At 66.0% G+C, this 17,183-nt stretch carries 20 protein-coding genes and 1 riboswitch; of the genes, 3 read left to right on the top strand and 17 right to left on the bottom strand.

Going from position 1 to position 17,183, the window contains the following annotated elements; all coding sequences use genetic code 11:
- Positions 1-71 precede the first annotated feature (71 nt).
- Positions 72-315, bottom strand: a riboswitch (cobalamin riboswitch).
- A gap of 105 nt (positions 316-420) precedes the next feature.
- A complete protein-coding gene (locus H9K76_RS11670) occupies positions 421-1,107 on the bottom strand; it encodes a pyridoxamine 5'-phosphate oxidase family protein (protein WP_187595616.1) in 687 nt (228 codons plus the stop codon).
- A gap of 96 nt (positions 1,108-1,203) precedes the next feature.
- Between H9K76_RS11670 and H9K76_RS11665 the strand changes: the two genes are divergently transcribed.
- Positions 1,204-2,001 carry an AraC family transcriptional regulator gene (locus H9K76_RS11665; RefSeq protein WP_187595615.1) on the top strand — a complete coding sequence of 266 codons (798 nt, stop codon included), beginning with the start codon at positions 1,204-1,206 and terminating at the stop codon, positions 1,999-2,001.
- A 21-nt stretch (positions 2,002-2,022) separates the two neighbouring features.
- On the opposite strand, the gene H9K76_RS11660 is transcribed toward H9K76_RS11665, so the two are convergent.
- From H9K76_RS11660 to H9K76_RS11585, 16 genes are all read right to left on the bottom strand, one after another.
- Positions 2,023-2,316, bottom strand: a complete 294-nt coding sequence (locus H9K76_RS11660; protein WP_187595614.1) for a DUF1294 domain-containing protein — start codon at positions 2,314-2,316, stop codon at positions 2,023-2,025.
- A 314-nt stretch (positions 2,317-2,630) separates the two neighbouring features.
- Positions 2,631-2,822, bottom strand: a complete 192-nt coding sequence (locus tag H9K76_RS11655; RefSeq protein ID WP_166069436.1) for a 2-hydroxymuconate tautomerase — start codon at positions 2,820-2,822, stop codon at positions 2,631-2,633.
- A gap of 93 nt (positions 2,823-2,915) precedes the next feature.
- Positions 2,916-3,704, bottom strand: a complete 789-nt coding sequence (dmpH, locus tag H9K76_RS11650) for a 2-oxo-3-hexenedioate decarboxylase (RefSeq protein ID WP_187595613.1) — start codon at positions 3,702-3,704, stop codon at positions 2,916-2,918.
- A gap of 23 nt (positions 3,705-3,727) precedes the next feature.
- Positions 3,728-4,513 carry a 2-oxopent-4-enoate hydratase gene (dmpE, locus tag H9K76_RS11645; protein WP_187595612.1) on the bottom strand — a complete coding sequence of 262 codons (786 nt, stop codon included), beginning with the start codon at positions 4,511-4,513 and terminating at the stop codon, positions 3,728-3,730.
- A 6-nt stretch (positions 4,514-4,519) separates the two neighbouring features.
- Positions 4,520-5,401: an alpha/beta fold hydrolase gene (locus H9K76_RS11640; protein WP_187595611.1), complete on the bottom strand. Its 882-nt coding sequence runs from the start codon at positions 5,399-5,401 to the stop codon at positions 4,520-4,522.
- On the bottom strand, positions 5,382-6,836 hold the full coding sequence (locus H9K76_RS11635) for a 2-hydroxymuconic semialdehyde dehydrogenase (RefSeq protein ID WP_187595610.1): 1,455 nt from the start codon (positions 6,834-6,836) through the stop codon (positions 5,382-5,384). The genes H9K76_RS11640 and H9K76_RS11635 overlap by 20 nt, the downstream gene beginning before the upstream one ends.
- A 30-nt stretch (positions 6,837-6,866) precedes the next feature.
- Positions 6,867-7,328, bottom strand: coding sequence for a GlcG/HbpS family heme-binding protein (locus H9K76_RS11630; RefSeq protein ID WP_425489568.1), 462 nt, complete (start codon positions 7,326-7,328; stop codon positions 6,867-6,869).
- Positions 7,329-7,375: 47 nt separating this feature from the next.
- Positions 7,376-8,266: a SphA family protein gene (locus tag H9K76_RS11625; protein WP_187595609.1), complete on the bottom strand. Its 891-nt coding sequence runs from the start codon at positions 8,264-8,266 to the stop codon at positions 7,376-7,378.
- Positions 8,267-8,313: 47 nt separating this feature from the next.
- Entirely contained in the window at positions 8,314-9,258 is a 945-nt protein-coding gene (locus H9K76_RS11620; RefSeq protein ID WP_187595608.1) for a catechol 2,3-dioxygenase, read from the bottom strand.
- Position 9,259: 1 nt separating this feature from the next.
- Entirely contained in the window at positions 9,260-9,625 is a 366-nt protein-coding gene (locus tag H9K76_RS11615; RefSeq protein WP_187595607.1) for a 2Fe-2S iron-sulfur cluster binding domain-containing protein, read from the bottom strand.
- Positions 9,626-9,640: 15 nt separating this feature from the next.
- Complete coding sequence (locus H9K76_RS11610) at positions 9,641-10,714, bottom strand: NADH:ubiquinone reductase (Na(+)-transporting) subunit F (protein WP_187595606.1); 1,074 nt, start codon at positions 10,712-10,714, stop codon at positions 9,641-9,643.
- A gap of 45 nt (positions 10,715-10,759) precedes the next feature.
- Positions 10,760-11,116: a phenol hydroxylase subunit P4 gene (locus H9K76_RS11605; protein ID WP_187595605.1), complete on the bottom strand. Its 357-nt coding sequence runs from the start codon at positions 11,114-11,116 to the stop codon at positions 10,760-10,762.
- On the bottom strand, positions 11,113-12,696 hold the full coding sequence (locus H9K76_RS11600) for an aromatic/alkene/methane monooxygenase hydroxylase/oxygenase subunit alpha (RefSeq protein ID WP_187600375.1): 1,584 nt from the start codon (positions 12,694-12,696) through the stop codon (positions 11,113-11,115). The genes H9K76_RS11605 and H9K76_RS11600 overlap by 4 nt, the downstream gene beginning before the upstream one ends.
- Positions 12,697-12,744: 48 nt before the next feature.
- A complete protein-coding gene (locus H9K76_RS11595; protein WP_187600374.1) occupies positions 12,745-13,047 on the bottom strand; it encodes an MmoB/DmpM family protein in 303 nt (100 codons plus the stop codon).
- Positions 13,048-13,078: 31 nt separating this feature from the next.
- Positions 13,079-14,074 (bottom strand): ferritin family protein, encoded by a 996-nt coding sequence (locus tag H9K76_RS11590; protein WP_187600373.1) that lies wholly within the window; start codon positions 14,072-14,074, stop codon positions 13,079-13,081.
- A gap of 50 nt (positions 14,075-14,124) precedes the next feature.
- A complete protein-coding gene (locus H9K76_RS11585; RefSeq protein WP_246475480.1) occupies positions 14,125-14,337 on the bottom strand; it encodes a phenol hydroxylase subunit in 213 nt (70 codons plus the stop codon).
- 304 nt (positions 14,338-14,641) lie between these two features.
- Between H9K76_RS11585 and H9K76_RS11580 the strand changes: the two genes are divergently transcribed.
- Together H9K76_RS11580 and H9K76_RS11575 are read left to right on the top strand one after the other, a co-directional pair.
- Positions 14,642-16,357 (top strand): sigma-54-dependent Fis family transcriptional regulator, encoded by a 1,716-nt coding sequence (locus tag H9K76_RS11580; protein WP_187600372.1) that lies wholly within the window; start codon positions 14,642-14,644, stop codon positions 16,355-16,357.
- Between the two features lie 5 nt (positions 16,358-16,362).
- The gene (locus tag H9K76_RS11575) at positions 16,363-17,112 is read left to right on the top strand and encodes a GntR family transcriptional regulator (RefSeq protein WP_187600371.1); all 750 of its coding nucleotides are present in this window, start codon (positions 16,363-16,365) and stop codon (positions 17,110-17,112) included.
- Positions 17,113-17,183 lie beyond the last annotated feature (71 nt).

The following is a 17,183-nucleotide window of genomic DNA, read 5'->3' as shown; positions in this document are numbered from 1 at the left end:
TGGCTTGTTGCCGTCACGCTGCTCCCCGCAGACGGTCGTTGCAGATGCTGGCGGGAGAGGATGGAACTCTGCCGCACAGCGCTCAACAGGCCGGTATCCGGGCTGACAGATGGCTTGGAGAAGCCTGCCGCTCGCCTTCCCAGTGCTGCCGCACACCTCGTGAGAGGCCACGTAGAGCACCAGTGGCTGGCTCCTGCACTGCAAGAGCCTTGAGTCGGTTTGATCTGCTTACCGTTGCGGGGGCAGCCAGGGCTTTGCACCCTGTTCCCGTTTAACCCGGACTTCAATCCGGGCACCTGTTGCATGAAATTGAAGGCGGCCTGTCAACGAGCGTGCCGACAATCCACCGTCAATTCGCTACAAAGTATATCGTAGCGATCGCTTGGGCCCGGCCAGCACGGCAGGAGCCGGCCTCCGGTTCTAGTAAAGCTCCTGCCGCACAACGTGCGCGTAGTGCTCATCCGCCTGCGTGACCTGCTCGGGAGCCAGCGAGTCGCCCCGCAGGCGGGCGATGCCTGCCATGACCTGTCCCACTGTCGGAAGCTGGTGGCGGTCCGGATGGCCTTCGCTGTTCCACAGCCCCGCGCGGTGAATGGCGCGGCCGCAGTGGTACAGCACTTCATCGATGCGGACCACGGTGGCGGTCTTGGGCACCTTGGTGCCTTCGTGCAGTTCGTTCAGCAGATCCCTGTCGGTGGAGATCCGGCCGCGACCATTGATGCGCATGAACACGTCGAGACCCGGGAAAAGAAACAGCATCGCCAGGCGGTCGTCCTGCTGCAGGTTGCGCAGCGATGCGATGCGGTTGTTGCCGGGCCAGTCCGCGAAGGCGATGGTCTGCTCGTCCAGGACATGCACAAAGCCGGCAGGGCCGCCACGAGGGGAGGCATCCAGGCCGCTGGCATCCCCGGTAGCAAGACAGAAGAAGGTCGCCTGGGCGAGATAGGCCTTGTGGAAGTCTGCGAGGCGTGGGAGCACACCCTGCTGAATCCGCAGTGTCGGTGGCGCGTACAGGGCGTCCAGGTCGACGAGGTTCGGGTCGGGTATCGGGCGCGTCGCCGGGTGCGAGGAGTTGTTCGAGTTGTTGGAGTCGTTGGAAGAGGGCATGGAAAAATCTTGTCGGAGGTCAGTACGCCCCGAGCGTAAGCCTCGCGGATCTGGCGGATGTAGAATTTTTCAGCCAATGAATATCTCAAATCCGCCATGCCCGACCTGATGCACGTACTGGGGGCCTACATGGATTCCGCCGACGGCCCCAGCGTCATGGCGGCCACTCGCGTGCTGGAACAGGAGCTGTCTTCCGAGACGCACCGGCATGCGCGCGGCCAGCTGTTCGGCTCGATCAAGGGCTTGATCTCCGTTCATCTGGATGAAGGTGTCTGGATCGTTCCGGCCATCCATGCCGTCTGGATTCCGCCGCACCACGCGCATTCGGGGCGATCGTATGGCCCGTACCATGGCTGGAGCGCCTATATCGCCGAGGCCGCCTGTGCCAGCCTGCCCAAGCAGCCGTGCACCATCCGCGTGTCGGGGCTGCTGCGCGAAGCCGTGCTGCGGCTGGCGAGCCTGACGCCGGAGGCCGCCGTGTCACCCAGCGAGGCGCAACTGCACATCTGTGCCGTGGTCCTCGATGAAATACGTGGCCTGCCTGTGGAGGAGTTCGGCTTGCCGTTTCCCCGGGACGCCCGTCTCCAGCGCATTGCCCGGGCGCTGATGGCCAACCCGGCCGACCCACGCGACATGGAGGACTGGGCTGATTTTGGCGCGATCAGTTCGCGTACCCTGAGCCGCAGGTTCGTCACCGAGACTGGCTTCAATTTCACCAGCTGGCGCCAGCGCGTGCGCCTGCTGCGCTCGCTGGAGATGCTGGCCGAGGGCATGAGCGTCACCGCCATTGCGCTGGATCTGGGCTATGCCAGCGTCAGCGCCTACATCGGCCTGTTTCGCCGTACTTTCGGACAGACGCCCGCCAGCTATCGGTTGCGTGCGCGCGCGCTGTAGTCCTCCGCGGACGGCTGTGTCCTAGCGCAGCGACCGCAGCAGCGCCCCCATCCCGCCGCCGGATTCGGGCAGCAGAATCAGCATGCCGAGGAGCACCAGATTGCCGATCACCGTGACCCAGTAGACCACGCGAAATTCTCGCTTGGATGACTTGTGCCGCAGCGTTTGCTGCGCGAACCAGGCCGAAGGCCAGCCGCCGGCCAGCGAAAGCAGGTGCAGGGTGCGCTCGCTGATGCGCCAGCGACCCGTTTCGGCCGCCTTCTTGTCGTGACGGTACACCAGAAAGGTGATGAGATTGAGGAGCGGCACGCCCACGGCGAGGAGGGGGCCATGTCGCCCTGCCACAGGCCGAAGACCATCAGCACCACCCAGGCCGCCAGCAGGATTTTGAAGAGGCCGCTGCCGGCGGCCGGGGCTGCCGATACGTCCCTATGGCGGCGGATCGTTCCCTGTTTGCGCATGAGGATGTTTTCTGGAGGATGACTGACTAACTGGCGGCCGGACCGACAGGTTGGACACTGAGCGGCAGGCAGGCAGAAAGGCCTGCCGCATGCGCCGCCCGAGTATAGGTGCGAAGAACGGGAACAAGGCAGCGTCACGGCAGGATCGGTCCAGGCTCAATCGGAACCTCAGCGGCCGAGCTCCTTGGCGCTTTGACCGGCGATGCCCCAGTTCTCTTTGGGGACGTCGTGGATCCAGACCCGCACATTGGCGGCGGGAGCGCCCACGGCATCCACCAGCGCCTGGGTGACCTTTTCGATCACGGCCTTCTTCTGTTCTTCGGTGCGGCCTTCGATCATGTAGATTTGGGCGAATGGCATGCGGGTGATCCTTGAGTTGAAACGGAGGAGGCCGCGCCCGGCTTGCATGCCGGGGCGGTAGATGGGTACGCCACGGTTGCGCGTGGCGGTGCGTCAGGTGAAGCGCAGCGACACGCTGCCCATGCCCTGCACGCGCAGGCAGACGTTGTCGCCGGCCGCGACGGCCACGGCTTCGGTCACGCCGCCCGACAGGATCAGGCTGCCGGCGGGCAGTTCCTGGCCGCTCTTGCCGAGATGGTTGGCGAGCATCGCAATCGCCGCCGCAGGGTGGCCGAGCACGGCAGCACCCGCGCCCATGGCGACCGGCTCGCCGTTCTTCTCCAGGACGATGCCGACCGTGCGCAGGTCCACCTCGTGCGGGGGCCGTGGGCGGCCGCCGACCACGAATCGCGATGCCGACGTGTTGTCGGCCACCACGCTCTTCAGGTCGAACTTGAAGTCCCGGTAGCGGCTGTCGATGACCTCGATGCCGGGTAGCACGAAGTCGGTCGCGGCCAGCACGTCGCCGATATGGCAGCCCGGACCCTTGAGCGCGCGTTTGAGCACGAAGGCGATTTCCGGCTCGACTTTCGGGTGGATGAGCTCGGAGGTCCTGACCGTGCCGCCCTCGGGCACGCTGAAATAGTCCGCGAGAAAGCCGAACACCGGTGTCTCGACGCCCATCTGCTTCATCTTCGCATGCGAGGTGAGGCCGGCCTTGTAGCCGATCGGGCGGGCGCCGCGGGCCGTCTTGCGCGCGAGGATCCGGTTCTGGATCGCGTAGGCGTCATCCCAGTCCATCGAGGGATGTTCGTCGGTGATCTTGGGTGTGTCGCGCGCTTCGAGCTCGCAGGTCTCGAGGTGTTCCGCGAGACGGTCCAGGGTTTTTGCATCGAGTGCCATGGGTGTTTCTCCAACTGTTCTTTTCAAACGAAGCGCACCGAACAGCCGCCGATGCCGCCGATGGTCACGCGCAGGTTGTCGCCGGCCTTCACGGGCACCATGGCGGCAAGCGAGCCCGAGAGAATGACTTCGCCCGCCTCGAGCGCAATGCCGTGGGCGCCGAGCGTGTTGGCAAGCCAGGCGACCGCGTTCGCGGGGTGGCCGAGCGCTGCGGCTCCTGCGCCGGTGGCGACGATCTCGCCGTTCTTCTCGAGGACCATGCCGCAGGTGCCCAGGTCCACGTCGCGTGGATCGACCAGCCGGTCGCCGAGCACGAACACGCCGCAGCTCGCGTTGTCGGCCACGGTGTCCTGGATCCTGATCTTCCAGTCGCGGATGCGCGAGTCGACGATCTCGAAGCAGGCCATCACGCCCTCGGTCGCGGCCAGCACGTCGGCGGCGGTGATGCCCGGGCCCTTGAGCGTCTTCTTGAGCACGAATGCGATCTCGCCCTCGGCCTTGGGCTGGATGAGGCTGCTTGCGGGAACCGCCTCGCCCTCGTTGTAGACCATGCCGTCGGTGAGCCAGCCGAAGTCGGGCTGGAACACGCCGAGCATGTCCATCACGGCCTTGGAGGTGACGCCTATCTTCTTGCCGATCACGCGCTCGCCCGCAGCAAGCCGGCGTGCCAGCATGTGCTGCTGGATGGCGTAGGCATCGTCGATGGTGATGCCGGGGTGGCGTGTGCTGAGGGGATCGAGCACATGGTTGCCCTTGAGCGCTTCGTACAGTTCGTCGCCCAGGGCTTGCAGGGGAAGGGATGTGGTCATGGTGTATCAGCCGGTGAAGGGCAGGGGTTCGTTGTCCCGGGCTTCGGCGAGGAACTCGCCGACGAGCGTGGCGAAGCGCGCCGCGTGCTCGATCTGGGTCCAGTGGCCGCAGCGGCCATAGACATGCAGCTGCGAGCGCGCGATCCAGTCGGCAAGCGTGATCGAGTTGGAGAGCGGGATCACCCGGTCCTCGCGGCCGTGCACGATCAGTGTCTCGTGCGGGAGGCGGCGGATGTCCTGCTCGCGGCTCGCCAGTGCATCGACCCAGCGCTGGCGCGGGGCGGGGAACATCGCGGAGAACGATTCGTGGAATCCCGGCCGTACGCTGGCCTCATAGCGCAGGCGCGCGAGCTCGTCGTTCACGAGCCCGCGGTCGTACGCGAAGATGTCGAGCAGTCGGCGCATCGCGTCGATCGACGGCTCGTATCCCCACACCGCGTCGAGGCCCGGTGTCAGCGTGAAGGGCACGCCGACGCTGCCCATGAGCACGAGGCGGCGCACGCGCTCGGGATGGCGGATGGCGAGCGCCAGCGCCAACCCGCCGCCGAACGAATTGCCGACGAGGTCGGCGCGCTCGAGGCCCAGCGCGTCGAGCAGCCCCACGGCCTGCCGTACCCACGCATCCATGCCGTAGGGGAAGCCCTGCGGGCGCTCGGTGTAGCCGAAGCCCGCCATGTCGGGGGCGATCACGCGCGCCCGCCGTGCGAGCGCAGGCATCACCAGCCGCCAGTTGGCCCAGGCCGACACGCCGGGGCCGGAGCCGTGGATCAAGAGCACGGGGTCGCCGCTGCCCATGTCGTGGTAATTGGTGCGGATGCCCGCGGCATCGATGCTCGCGGCCACCTCGGGGTTGCGTTCGAGCACGGCGTCAGAGCTTGATGCAGACATTCTTCAGCTCCGTGTAGAACTCCAGCGAATGCACGCCGCCTTCGCGCCCGATGCCCGATTGCTTGGCTCCGCCGAACGGCGTGCGCAGGTCGCGTAGGAACCAGCTGTTCACCCACGAGGTGCCGACATTCATGCGCTGAGCCACGCGGTGGGCGCGGGCCACGTCGCGTGTCCAGATCGCGCAGGCCAGGCCGTAGACGTTGTCGTTGGCCTTCGCGACGACTTCCTCTTCGCTGTCGAACGGCATGATGTGGCAGCAGGGGCCGAAGATTTCCTCGCGCAGCACGCGCGCGTTGTCGGAGAGCCCCGTCCAGATGGTCGGCTGGATCCACGACCCACCTGCGTACCGGGTCCCCATGTCGGGAACGCCGCCGCCGGTGACCACGGTTGCGCCTTCCTCGACGGCGATCTTGTAGTACGACAGCACCTTGTTCTGGTGTTCCTTGCTGATCAGCGGGCCGAGCTTGGTGTCCGCGTCCTCGGGCAGGCCGATCTTCCAGCCCTCGACCTGGTGCTTGAGCTCCGCCACGAAGCGGTCGAAGATCGGGCGCTCGACATAGACGCGCTCGGTGCCCAGGCACACCTGGCCGCTGTTGACGAAGGCCGAGCGCAGCGTGCCCTCGATGGCGGCGTCGAAGTCGCAGTCGGCGAACACGAGCGCAGCGTTCTTGCCGCCCATCTCCATGCTCACGGGGCGGGCGCCCCTGGCGGCAGCCTTCATGATGACCTCGCCGGTACGGGTCTCGCCCGTGAAGGTGATGGCGTCCACGCCAGGATGCGTGGTGACGAATTCACCCGCGGAGTCGGGGCCGAAGCCGTGCACCACGTTGTAGACGCCGGGAGGAATGCCGACCTCGTTCATCACCTCGCCCAGCAGCGCGGCGGTCTGCGGGGTTTCCTCGGAAGGCTTGACGACCACGGTGTCGCCGCAGGCGAGTGCCGGGCCGACTTTCCATGTCATCAGCAGGAGCGGCAGGTTCCACGGGCAGACCACGCCCACCACTCCCACGGGTGTGCGGTAGCCGTAGTTGATGGCGCCGCGGCCGTCGGGCGTGTTCATCTCGAAGAACTCGGTGGGCACGTTCTTCACCACGTCGGCAAAGATCTTGAAGTTGGCCGCGCCGCGTGGAATGTCGATGTGGCTGGCCAGGCTGCGCGGCTTGCCGGTGTCCGCGCACTCGGCCGCGAGGAATTCCTCGAAGCGCCGGTTGATCCCGTCGGCGAGCGCGTAGAGTTTTTCCACGCGCTCGGCAACGCTCATGCGGCTCCAGGGACCTGTAAGGGCTGCGCGTGCGGCGGCCACTGCGGCGTCCACCTGTGCGCGATCCGCCTCGTGCACCTTGGCGATGACCTCGCCGGTCAACGGGGAGTGCTTGTCGAAGGTGCGGCTGGAGGCTACGTACTCGCCGTTGATGAAGTTCTTGATTTCTTTCATTTTCTCTCTCACTTGGTTGTCAACACGCTCTCAGATCGACAGGCCCAGCTCGCTGAGTCCTGCCTGCGCGATTTCCGTGTCCTGCTCCTCGCTGCCACCGGATACGCCGATGCCGCCGATGCGCTCGCCTCGCTCCACGATCGGCAGGCCGCCCCCGAAGGCCACGAAGCGCGGGCGCAGCACCAGGCCTGCGCGCACGGCTTCCGAATGGCTCTGGAGAGCGGCATGCCACCGGCCCGTGGGCAGGCCGAAGCTGGCCGCCGTGTAGGCCTTGTCGACGGCAATATCGATGGAATGCAGCGGCGCACCGGCCATGCGGGCGAACGAGACCGGCACGCTGGCGGTATCCACCACCGAGACATTCACGCGCACGCCCAGCGTGGCTGCATGCCGGATGGCGGCCTGTACGGCGCGCAGCGCTGCGGGGGCGTCGATGACTCTCTGCATCACGCCGCAGGGCTCTGCCTGCACGTTCTGGTTCGGGTTCTGCATGGCGGGCTCCTTTCTTGCGTTTCTCTTCGTGCTTCGTTCGCCCGGCGTCAGAACGACTTCACGATCGTGAAGCGCACCAGCGAGCCCTTGGGATAGGCTCCGGTGCCGGCCTCCGCGCGCACTTCCTTGTAGGCAGCGGCCTTGAGGAACACTGCCGCACTCGGGATCGGGTAGACGACCTCGGCGCCGACGGCGTGGCGCGATGAACGATGGGTGCTTGCACCCGCGCCGCTGTCGTCGCTGACCTGCCACTGGCTGTAGCCGACCAGTCCCGCCTGCACCGTTCCGAAGTTCTTGCCCAGCCCCCATTCCATGGTGATCTGGTTGCCGGGCCTGAAGCCCGCGTCGTTCCGGCCGTTGCGCTCGAAACGCATCAGCGCGGAGCCGGTGACGGTCTTGGCGGCATCGAAGTGGTAGGTGGCGCCCCCCGTCAGCATCGTGCTTTTGAAGCCCTTGCCGGGGGATGCGGGATGGCTGGTGCTCGCGTTGTCCAGCCAGATGCCGGCTGCAGCGACGGCGTCCCACTGCTGGCCGTGCCAGCCGAGCACCAGCGGGCCGACGTAGATGTCGCCCACGCCGGAGCGGCTGTCCGAGATGCCAGCTGCGTTGACCGTCAGCGAGGTGCGCATCACCGGCACGATGGCCTCCATGCCGTAGTCGGCGCCCAGCAGCTTGGTGTTGCTGATCCACACCACGCGGTTGGCCAGGGCCGTCACCGTACCGGTGTTGTGGCCGGGCAGGTTGCTGCTCGAGCCCGGTGCGCGGAAGCTGCCGATGTCGTAGTTGACGAGGTAGCCGAGGTAGTAGAGGCCCGGCGGCGGCACGCTCGCAGCCTGGATTCCCTCCACGCCCGGAACGTAGTGGCCTTCGGCCAGCGCCGCAACGGGGGCGAGCGCGGCCGCTGCCGTCAGCGCGGCAGATGCAATGGTCTTGTTCATGGTCTGTCCTTGGTGGTGTTTCCGTGGGGTTGTCCGGACTTGTCCAATCAGGTGTAGACCTCGGTGAAGGAGGCGACCAGATCACCGGTGTGATAGAAGATCGCGCTGCCGAGCTGGTCCTCCGTCCAGGTGGTGACGGGCCGGTCGCGCTGGGCCAGGTAGCCCAGGCCCGCGAAGGTCTCGTTGCGGTTGCCGCTCGGATCGAAGAAATAGATGGTCTCGCCGCGCGTGATGCCGTGGCGGGTGGGGGCGACGTCGATCCGCACCTTGTTCTTGGCCATCACGTCAGCCGACTTGAGCACGTCGTGCCAGGAGTCGAGGAAGAAGGCGATGTGGTGCAGGCCGCTGCGCGGGCCGCCGACGAAGGCGATGTCGTGCGGCGTGGTGGTGCGGGCCATCCAGGTGGCGGCCTGGATGGAGTGCTCCGGCCCGACCATGACCTGTTCGGTCAGGAAGAAGTCGAGGCACTCGGTCATGAAGCGGGTGTTCTGCTCCACGGTATTGATGCCGGCCTCCGGGTTCATCTCGCACATCAGCAGCGCATGGTCGAGCCAGTGCACGCCCGAGCCACGGATGTCGTCCGGCCAGGGATCGGGATTCGTCGAGCCCACGTCGGTGCCGACGAGCTCCTTGTGCGCATAGAGGCGCATCTCGTGGCCGCTTGGCAGGTGGAACTGCAGCATGCGGCCCGTGGCGGGCAGCGTGCCTTCGGGCAGCATGTGCGTCTTCACGCCCCATTGCTCGATTCGCTGCTGCAGCGCGTCGAGGTCGGAATCCTTCTCCACCTTGTAGGCGAGATGGTTGAGGCCGGCCTGGTCGGACGGCGTGAGGATGAGCGAGAACTTGTCCCATTCATCCCAGCATTTCAGGTAGGCGTTGCCTGCCTTGTCCTGCATGACCATCTTCAGGCCCAGCACCTTTTCATAGTGGTGCAGTGCGGCGGTCATGTCCATCACCTTCAGGCTGGCGTGGCCCAAGCGTAGAACTCCCATGTCATGTCTCCTTAGTGTTTGACGTTGTCGATGAATTGCCAGGGTGGGAAAAGGGTTTGGAAAGCCGTGCGCTCACCTCGAGGCGCACGGTGGCCGTGGGGGCGACGCGGCATGCGAGCGTGTAGCCCTGTGCCTCCTCGTCGCAGCTCACATGGGCGCGGCTCACCGGGCCGAGGGCGCGCACGGCGCCTTCGACGATGCGCACCTTGCACACGCCGCAGCCGCCGTTGACGCAACCCACGGGAATGCCCTTGCGGCCCAGGCGCAGCATCCCCTTGAGCAGGCTCTCGTTCGTGTGGCAGTCGTAGCAGTCGCCGGTCTGCGCGACGTGCACGTTGACCTTGGGGCTCGTGTTCAGGGTCCACATGGCGGGTGCCTCGTCTCAGACGCGCTTGAACAGCGGGCTGCGCGCGCCCTGTGCGTCGGCGGCCGAGATGAACTTCTCGGTATAGATGTCGCGCTCGAACAAGCGGCCCTGCATCAGCGTGGAGATGCAGGCCTCGATCATCGGCGGCGGACCGCACAGGTAGGCCTTGCGACCCGCGAAGTTGCCGCCGAAATGGACCTTGGCGGCCTCGTGCACGAAGCCTCGCGCGCCGCTCCAGCTGGCATCTTCCCCGTCGTTGCCGTCGCCCGAGATGGCAGGCACATAGGTGAAGTGCGGATACTTCGCCGCGAGGGCGCGGAACTCCTCGTCGTAGTACAGCTCGGCGCGGCTGCGCTGGCCGTAGATCAGCGTGATGGGGTGTTCGCAGCGGCGTGCCAGCAGCTCGTGGATCATGGCGCGCGGGCTTGACAGTCCCGAGCCACCGGCCATGAACACCATGGGCTGGGCGGCCGAGTGGCGCACGAAGAAACGGCCGTAGGGACCCGAGATCGCGAGCGTGTCGCCCTGCGAGAGCGACTCATGCAGCCATGCGGTGCCCGCGCCGCCCGGCACCTGGCGCACGTTGAGCTCGATGTCGAGCGCCGTGCCGTCCTCGCCGGGCGCGTTGGCAATGGAGAAGGCCCGCGACTGGCCGAGCCCGGGGATCTGCACCTGCACATACTGCCCGGCCTGGTAGTGGATGGGCGTGTCAAGGCGCAGGTGCAGCGCCTTGATGGTCGGAGTGAGCTGCTCGATGCGCGTGACGGTTGCCGCGAAGTCGCGCACAGGAATCACCAGCGCGTCGGGCTCGTCCTCGATATCGGCCTCGATGGTGGCGTCGGTCTGCAGCGTGGCGCAGCAGGCAAGGGTCTTGCCGTCGTCCCGCTCCATGTCCATCAGCGCGAACGGATTGGCCGCGCCGTGGTCGACCTCGCCCTCGCAGACCTGCACCTTGCAGGTGCCGCACAGGCCGTGGCCACAGGCGTGCGGAATGTAGATACCCTGTCGCAACGCGGCGTCGAGCAGGGTCTGGCCTTCTTCCACCTCGATGGTGGCGCCCAGCGGTTCCAGGGTCAGTTGGTAGCTCATGATGTCAGCTCCGCATTCATGCCGATGTCCATGCGTCCCGCCGGTTCAGGCGAACGATCCCGCGATGCCCGCAAGGCCCGGGGTGCGGAAGCGGATCACGTCCTTGTGCTCGAGGCCGTTGTCGGCCAGCGAGCGCGTGGGATCGGGATGCCAGCGCTCCCCGGACTTGAACCACTGCACCGCGTCCCAGTCGATGCGCGCGAAATCAGGGTGCGCGCCGTAGACGCCCGGGAGCACCGCCTGCGCCAGCGCACCGAACGGCGTTTCGGCCGGAAGCGGCAGGCAGACGGGAGAGCAGAACATGTGGTGGTCTTCCCATCCGATGAAGAGCAGGGGCGCGGGGAAGTTCTCGCGCCGGTCCTTGGCCTCGAAGCTGTACGGGTAGAGGGCGGTCACGCTCATGCTGTATCTCCTGCGGGGTTCTTGCTGTCTGCATTCGCCGTGGCGCTGCCGCGCCAGGCCGCGAAGTTCTTCTGGTCTTCCGATCCTTCGAAGTCGAAGTTGTCGCGCCCCACGTTGATGCCGTACCAGTCGAGCACGGCCGCCAGCGGATCGAAGCCCTCCCGGGTCGGGTCGGTCCCCTCCTTGAAGCAGTGGCCCTGGTAGATCTGGTGCACGGGCAGCCACGACTGCACGTACTTCTCGGGCTCGCCGTCGAACACATGCTTGCAGCCGTCGCTGCAGAAGTGGTACTTGTCGCCGAGATAAGTGGACTGGCGGTAGCAGATGCGCGTCGGGTCGCCGGGCTCGGTGAACACCATCGGGATCTGGCAGGTGGTGCACAGCATGGGCAGCGTGGTGTTGTAGAAGCGCCTGCCATGCTGCTGTTCGGTACGGAAGTGTTCCAGGCGCGGACGGTAGAGCCTGTCGAAGCTGTCCGGATACTTCTGCGAGAGCCAGGTCATCTCGTCGTCGTTCGGCACCCAGGTGTGGAAGGGCGCGGCCGCCGCGTAGTTGTAGAAGGTATTCCAGGCCTGGTGGCTGATGTGGTCCTTGCCCTCGCAAGCCTCCTTCCAGCCCGCGGGCTCGCGGATGCCGTAGCGTGCGAGATCGCGGAAGAGGGCTCCGCCGTTTTCCTCGGCGTACATCTCCCAGGCTTCCTTCCAGCTCATCACGCGCTTGGGCAGCATGTAGTCCTGCATCATCGCCACCAGCGTGAGCAGGCGGTAGCCACGCCAGAACCACTTGTCTATCCAACGCTGCACGATGGGCACGTTGTCCGGGTCCTGCTCCAGCATGAACTTGATGCATTCGATGCCCAGCGTCATGTGGCGCGACTCGTCGCTCTGCGCCGAGAAGCCGAAGGTCACCGTCGAGAGATCACCGTTGTGCGCCGCGCCCGACATGAAGGGCACGAACAGCAGGTTGGTCAACACGTATTCGAACGAGAAGCTGACGGCGGTGAGGAACTCGAACGGCCCGGCGGACATCGCGTCCTCGAAGAACGACTTGGGCACCGAGAGGTACCACACGCGCTGGTACCACTCGGCCGAATTGTGGATGCCGTTGAAGTACTTGTTGTAGTGGCTGATCGCGTGCGTCTCGGTCTGGAAATGGCGCAGCTCGTCGATCGATTGCATCTGGGCGGCCACGCGGGCGCCTGCGCCGGTGAAGTGGCGGCCGACATGTGCGAAGCCCCGGTGCGCGGCATATTCCAGCGGCGTCACGCCCTGGATGAACAGCTTGAGTGCATTGATGTAGCGTGCGTCCGTCACCCCAAGCTGGCCGTTGTTCTGCGCAAAGGCCTCGATGACCGCGTAGAGCTTCTTCTCCTTCTCGCCCTGGTATTTCCAGTAGGCGTCCATGGTCAGGCGGAACGGGTCTTCCCACTTGTCCCAGTCGTGGATCTTGATGCCCTCGTAGCGGTCGTAGGGGAACACCTTGTCCATGGGCTGGTAGGTGGTGTCCCAGGCGAGTCCGCGGGTCATGGCGGTGTAGCGCTCCTTGAGGCCGAGCTTCTTCTTGACTACGGGTGTATCCATGATGTCTGTCTCCGTTGCTGTTGATGCGGGTGATGGGTGGCGGCGCGCTCAGCGGCCCCAGCTCAGCGAGAATTCGTCGTCGTCTTCATTGACGTGGCCCGAGAGCGTCACCAGGTTGATCTGGATTTGCTGCAGGTTGTAGGGCTGGCCGGTGATCTCCTCGATGCTTTCGCGGCGGATCACGAGGCGCCCGGGGCAGTCGATCTTCACGAGCCCCGGTGCATAGGCGGCCGTGGCCTCGGTGTTGTCGGCGAGCACGGCCTCGATCACGGCGCGTGATTCCTCGTTGTCCTGGAACGCAATGAACACCTTGGAGCGAGTGGCTTCGGTGCCGGTGTGGTCTGCTTGCATGTCGTACGTCTCCTTCCGTTCATCCAGTGGTTCAGCCGATGGCCAGGCCAGCCTTGCGCGCGCGGGCGTCAAGGCCCTCGCGCACTTCGGTTTGCAGCGGGGCGGCGTCGTCGCCCAGCGCGAGGCGTGCAACCGGTTCGAGAGCCGCCGTGGCACGGTCGGCCCAGTGCCGGTACCAGCGCGTGAGCAGTTCCTGGTTGTGTCCGGATTCACTCGCGGCCGTCTTGACCACGGCATCGACCCAGCGGTTCGACTCGGCGTGCCACTCCGGGATGAAGGAGGTCAGCATGGCGACGGCCGTGCCGCCCTTGAGCGCCAGGTGGTCGTCCACGTAGTGGCCGAAGACCAGCGGATACAGCTGGCCGTCGAGTGCCAGGTTCTGTGCGACGAACAGCTCCACCGGGTCCTTGAGCACGAAGGTGTCCTCGACCAGTTCGCGCAGCGGCTGCCATGCCTCGGCGCCCAGCCAGTCGTTCTTGCCTGCCTCGAGCGCGCCGGGCTCCTCGAGCGCGAGTCCGAGGCGGGTGATGTACTGCGCCACGCCGAGCTGGTCCATGGCATGGAACATCGCCGGCGCGGTGAAGGGCGTGCCGTAGCCGCGGGAGCAGATGTTGCAGTTGTTCATGTTGCCGCCGAAGGCCACATGGCGCAGCGGCATCAGCACGGTGCAGACCTGCGCACGCATCGCATCGGACATCTTCTGTGCGAGGCCGCGCGACTCGACGAACTGGTAGTTGGCCTCCATGGCGTCCTGCTGGCGCGCGCGGGCCATGGCCCAGGTGGCGTAGTAGAACTGTCGCGGATCGCGCAGCGCATTCCAGTCCTTCAGCTGGATGGCCGTGCGCCGCGTGTCATAGATCTCGAAGCCTTCTTCCCATGTGGGGCGATAGTGGAATTGCTCGGTCGGCTGCGCGCCGAGCGTGGCTTCGAGATAGCGCGATGCCGGCTTGTCGCCCGTGTAGGTGGCGACGCGGTCGAAGGTCTGGCGCAGCGGCTGGATCTCGCGCGCCTGCAATTCAATGTTCATGGTTCTTGTCTCCTGTGGTGCGGTCGGTTGCTATCGGGGGGGCAGGTCGCCTAGAGCGGGTTCACCTGCTGCTCCTTGCAAAAGGACTGGAAGTCGCTCTCCTTCATCGTCAGTTCCACCACCAGCTCGGGCCAGCCGACGGAGAACTCGAACTCCACGAACCCGTTGTCGCGGCGCCGCTGTATGCGCACGCTGCGGCACGAAAGGTCGCAGACGGGAAGCTCGGTGCTGTTCGATGTCGGGGCGGTACGCATGTCTTGCATTGATCACTCCTGGCGGGTTGTTGCCTGCCTGTTTGCACGGCGCGTGCCAACTTTCGTTTGAAATCCAAAAATATCGATAAATTGAGGGTTACTCCCTACCGTTTCCGGTGCGGGGTGTCGTCCGGGTGACGCTTTGCACAGCCTGTGCGGCATCTGTCTCGGATAGAAGGCCCGGGTGCTGCGGTGCAGCATGATGAAATGATCAATCCGCGCGTTGGAAGGTCATCAAATGATCAATTCGCGGGTGCGGGACCTCGGGCAAGACCCGATGGTCTTGTCCTGCTGTTTTATCGATAGTTGGTCCATGCCCAGTCCTGACCGCCCCTTGCCCTCGGATGCCGACCTGCGCCGCCTGATCCGCTTTTCCACCGAGGATGGGCTGATCTGGCTGTCCGGCCAGCGCATGCTGCTCCTGCACTCGGCCTCGCTGACCGCCTTGCGCCAGGAGCTCATGGACACCGTGGGTCCCAAGCACACGCGCCGCCTGCTCATGCGTGCGGGTTATGCCTCGGGCGAGCGCGATGCGTTGCTAGCGCGGCAGATCCGGCCGGAGGCCAGCGTGTTCGACATGTTCGCCGTGGGGCCGCAGTTGCACCGGCTTGAAGGGGCGGTGCGCGCAACGCCGCAGGTGTTCGAGGTGGACGAGGAGGCCGGCCGCTTTCGCTGCGAGGTGCGCTGGGACCACAGCTGGGAGTCCGAGGCCCACCTGCGCGAGTGGGGGCCGCAGGAAGAGCCTGCCTGCTGGATGCTGCTGGGCTATGCGTCCGGCTACAGCAGCGCCTTTTTCCGAAGGCCGGTGATCTTCAAGGAAGTGCAGTGCACGGCCTGCGGCCAGCCATACTGCCTGATCGAGGGGCGCTTCGTACACGAGTGGCCGGAAGGAGAGCAGCTCGCGCGGGACTATGCTCCCGACTCGATGCTCGTTCGGCTCGATGACCTGCACTCGCAGGTCGAGGCGCTGCGCTCGCGTCTCAAGCCGGCGGACGAGCAAGGTCCGCTGCTCGGGCGTTCGCGCGCCTTCAAGGGGGCGGTGGAGCTCCTGCAGAAGGCAGCCCCCACGCAGGTCACGGTGCTGCTCACGGGCGAGACAGGTGTCGGCAAGGAGCGTTTTGCCAGTGCCCTGCACGCGATGAGTGCGCGCGCCGACAAGCCCTTTGTCGCGATCAATTGCGCGGCACTGCCTGCGGAACTGATAGAGAGCGAACTGTTCGGCGCCGAGAAGGGCGCCTATACCGGAGCCTCCAGCATGCGGGTGGGGCGCTTCGAGCGCGCGAACGGCGGCACGCTGCTGCTCGACGAACTGGGCGAGCTGCCGCTGGCGGCGCAGGCCAAGCTGCTGCGCGTGCTGCAAAGTGGCGAGATCGAGCGGCTGGGCGGCACGCGGGCCATCAAGGTGGATGTGCGCGTGATCGCGGCGACCAACGTGGATCTGGAAAAGGCCGTGGAGGCGGGGCATTTCAGGCGTGACCTGCTGTATCGGCTGAATGTCTATCCGGTCCACATCCCGGCGCTGCGCGAGCGGGCCGAGGACATCGAGATGCTGGCCATGCACATGCTGCAGAAGTTCTCTGCATTGCATGGCAAGCAGGTGACCGGCCTGACCGACCGCGCGCTGGCGGCGCTGCGCAGCCATTCCTGGCCCGGCAATGTGCGCGAACTCGAGAATCTCATGGAGCGCGGGTTGATCCTGACCGCATCGGGCGAAATGATCGATGTGCAGGCGCTGTTTCCCCACTGGAGCGAGCGCAGCGATGCCAGCATGGTCGATGAGCAGGGGTTGCTCATCTCGCCTCGGACGGAGGGCGCCGCACCAGCGGAACCCGCAGGCCTCTATGACGCAGTGCTTGCGCAGGGGCTGTCGCTGGACGCCTTCGAGGATGGGCTGCTCCAGGAGGCGGTGCGCCGCGCGGGCGGCAATCTGGCGGCCGCCGCACGCGTGCTGGGCATGACGCGTCCGCAGCTGAGCTATCGCCTGGCGCGTGCCCGGGAGCGCACCGCACCAGGGCATGCGGGAGGCTGAGCACCATGGCCAAGCGCGCTTTCCTGATCCCTTCGCTGATGGACGACACGCTCGACCCGAGCAGCGATGCCACGCGCACTCTCACCGAGAAGACCTACACGGAACTGCGCACCGACATCATCGAAGGCCGGCTGCTGCCCGGCAGCAAGTTGCGCGTGGAGCATCTGCGCCAGCGCTACGCCGTGGGGGCGGGCACGCTGCGCGAGTCGCTGACCCGGCTGGTGAGTGACGCACTGGTTACGGCCGAGGGACAGCGGGGGTTCCGTGTCTCGCCGATCGCCATCGAGGACCTGGAGGACATCACGCGACTGCGCGTGCACATCGAGACCCACGCGCTGCGCGAGTCGATCCGCCATGGCGACGATCATTGGCGCAGCGAGCTCAGGGCGAGCTATGAAGATCTCTCCAGGCTGGAGCAGCCGCTCACGCGCGACAACCGCGGCCGCTGGGAAGCGCTCAATCTGCGCTTCCACGAGATGCTGCTGGCCGGCCGGCCGTCACCGTGGGAATTGAAGATCCTGCGCATGCTGGCACGGCACGGTGAGCGCTACCGCCGCTACGCGATGGACCTGCCCGGAGCCGTGCGCGACGTGCATGCCGAACATGCGGAGATCTACGAGCTCGCCATGTCGGGACAGGACGCACGGGCGGCATTGGCGCTCGAGGCTCACATCTGCGCGACCCCCCAGGTCCTGTCTCGGGCCTTCCGTGAAGGGCGCGTGCGACTGCCTGCGGCGGATGACAGGACAGGGTAGGGGGTGCCGGAAAACGTGGCAGAGCAGAGGATGGAACTTCGATGCCCCGTCGTGCTCCGATACAGCGGTTC

Origin of the sequence: Diaphorobacter ruginosibacter, from assembly GCF_014395975.1 — a bacterium.
Lineage (GTDB): Bacteria > Pseudomonadota > Gammaproteobacteria > Burkholderiales > Burkholderiaceae_C > Diaphorobacter_A > Diaphorobacter_A ruginosibacter.
The sequence above is the reverse complement of the archived record's forward strand: the minus strand, read 5'-3'. Positions and strand labels throughout refer to the sequence as shown.

What these genes read in the sequence shown, in the direction of transcription:
- H9K76_RS11670 (WP_187595616.1), bottom strand. Translation starts at nt 1,107, where the DNA reads ATGCCCTCTTCCAACGACTCCAACAACTCGAACAACTCCTCGCACCCG.
- H9K76_RS11665 (WP_187595615.1), top strand. Translation starts at nt 1,204, where the DNA reads ATGCCCGACCTGATGCACGTACTGGGGGCCTACATGGATTCCGCCGAC.
- H9K76_RS11655 (WP_166069436.1), bottom strand. Translation starts at nt 2,822, where the DNA reads ATGCCATTCGCCCAAATCTACATGATCGAAGGCCGCACCGAAGAACAG.
- dmpH (WP_187595613.1), bottom strand. Translation starts at nt 3,704, where the DNA reads ATGGCACTCGATGCAAAAACCCTGGACCGTCTCGCGGAACACCTCGAG.
- dmpE (WP_187595612.1), bottom strand. Translation starts at nt 4,513, where the DNA reads ATGACCACATCCCTTCCCCTGCAAGCCCTGGGCGACGAACTGTACGAA.
- H9K76_RS11640 (WP_187595611.1), bottom strand. Translation starts at nt 5,401, where the DNA reads ATGTCTGCATCAAGCTCTGACGCCGTGCTCGAACGCAACCCCGAGGTG.
- H9K76_RS11635 (WP_187595610.1), bottom strand. Translation starts at nt 6,836, where the DNA reads ATGAAAGAAATCAAGAACTTCATCAACGGCGAGTACGTAGCCTCCAGC.
- H9K76_RS11630 (WP_425489568.1), bottom strand. Translation starts at nt 7,328, where the DNA reads ATGCAGAACCCGAACCAGAACGTGCAGGCAGAGCCCTGCGGCGTGATG.
- H9K76_RS11625 (WP_187595609.1), bottom strand. Translation starts at nt 8,266, where the DNA reads ATGAACAAGACCATTGCATCTGCCGCGCTGACGGCAGCGGCCGCGCTC.
- H9K76_RS11620 (WP_187595608.1), bottom strand. Translation starts at nt 9,258, where the DNA reads ATGGGAGTTCTACGCTTGGGCCACGCCAGCCTGAAGGTGATGGACATG.
- H9K76_RS11615 (WP_187595607.1), bottom strand. Translation starts at nt 9,625, where the DNA reads ATGTGGACCCTGAACACGAGCCCCAAGGTCAACGTGCACGTCGCGCAG.
- H9K76_RS11610 (WP_187595606.1), bottom strand. Translation starts at nt 10,714, where the DNA reads ATGAGCTACCAACTGACCCTGGAACCGCTGGGCGCCACCATCGAGGTG.
- H9K76_RS11605 (WP_187595605.1), bottom strand. Translation starts at nt 11,116, where the DNA reads ATGAGCGTGACCGCCCTCTACCCGTACAGCTTCGAGGCCAAGGACCGG.
- H9K76_RS11600 (WP_187600375.1), bottom strand. Translation starts at nt 12,696, where the DNA reads ATGGATACACCCGTAGTCAAGAAGAAGCTCGGCCTCAAGGAGCGCTAC.
- H9K76_RS11595 (WP_187600374.1), bottom strand. Translation starts at nt 13,047, where the DNA reads ATGCAAGCAGACCACACCGGCACCGAAGCCACTCGCTCCAAGGTGTTC.
- H9K76_RS11590 (WP_187600373.1), bottom strand. Translation starts at nt 14,074, where the DNA reads ATGAACATTGAATTGCAGGCGCGCGAGATCCAGCCGCTGCGCCAGACC.
- H9K76_RS11585 (WP_246475480.1), bottom strand. Translation starts at nt 14,337, where the DNA reads ATGCAAGACATGCGTACCGCCCCGACATCGAACAGCACCGAGCTTCCC.
- H9K76_RS11580 (WP_187600372.1), top strand. Translation starts at nt 14,642, where the DNA reads ATGCCCAGTCCTGACCGCCCCTTGCCCTCGGATGCCGACCTGCGCCGC.
- H9K76_RS11575 (WP_187600371.1), top strand. Translation starts at nt 16,363, where the DNA reads ATGGCCAAGCGCGCTTTCCTGATCCCTTCGCTGATGGACGACACGCTC.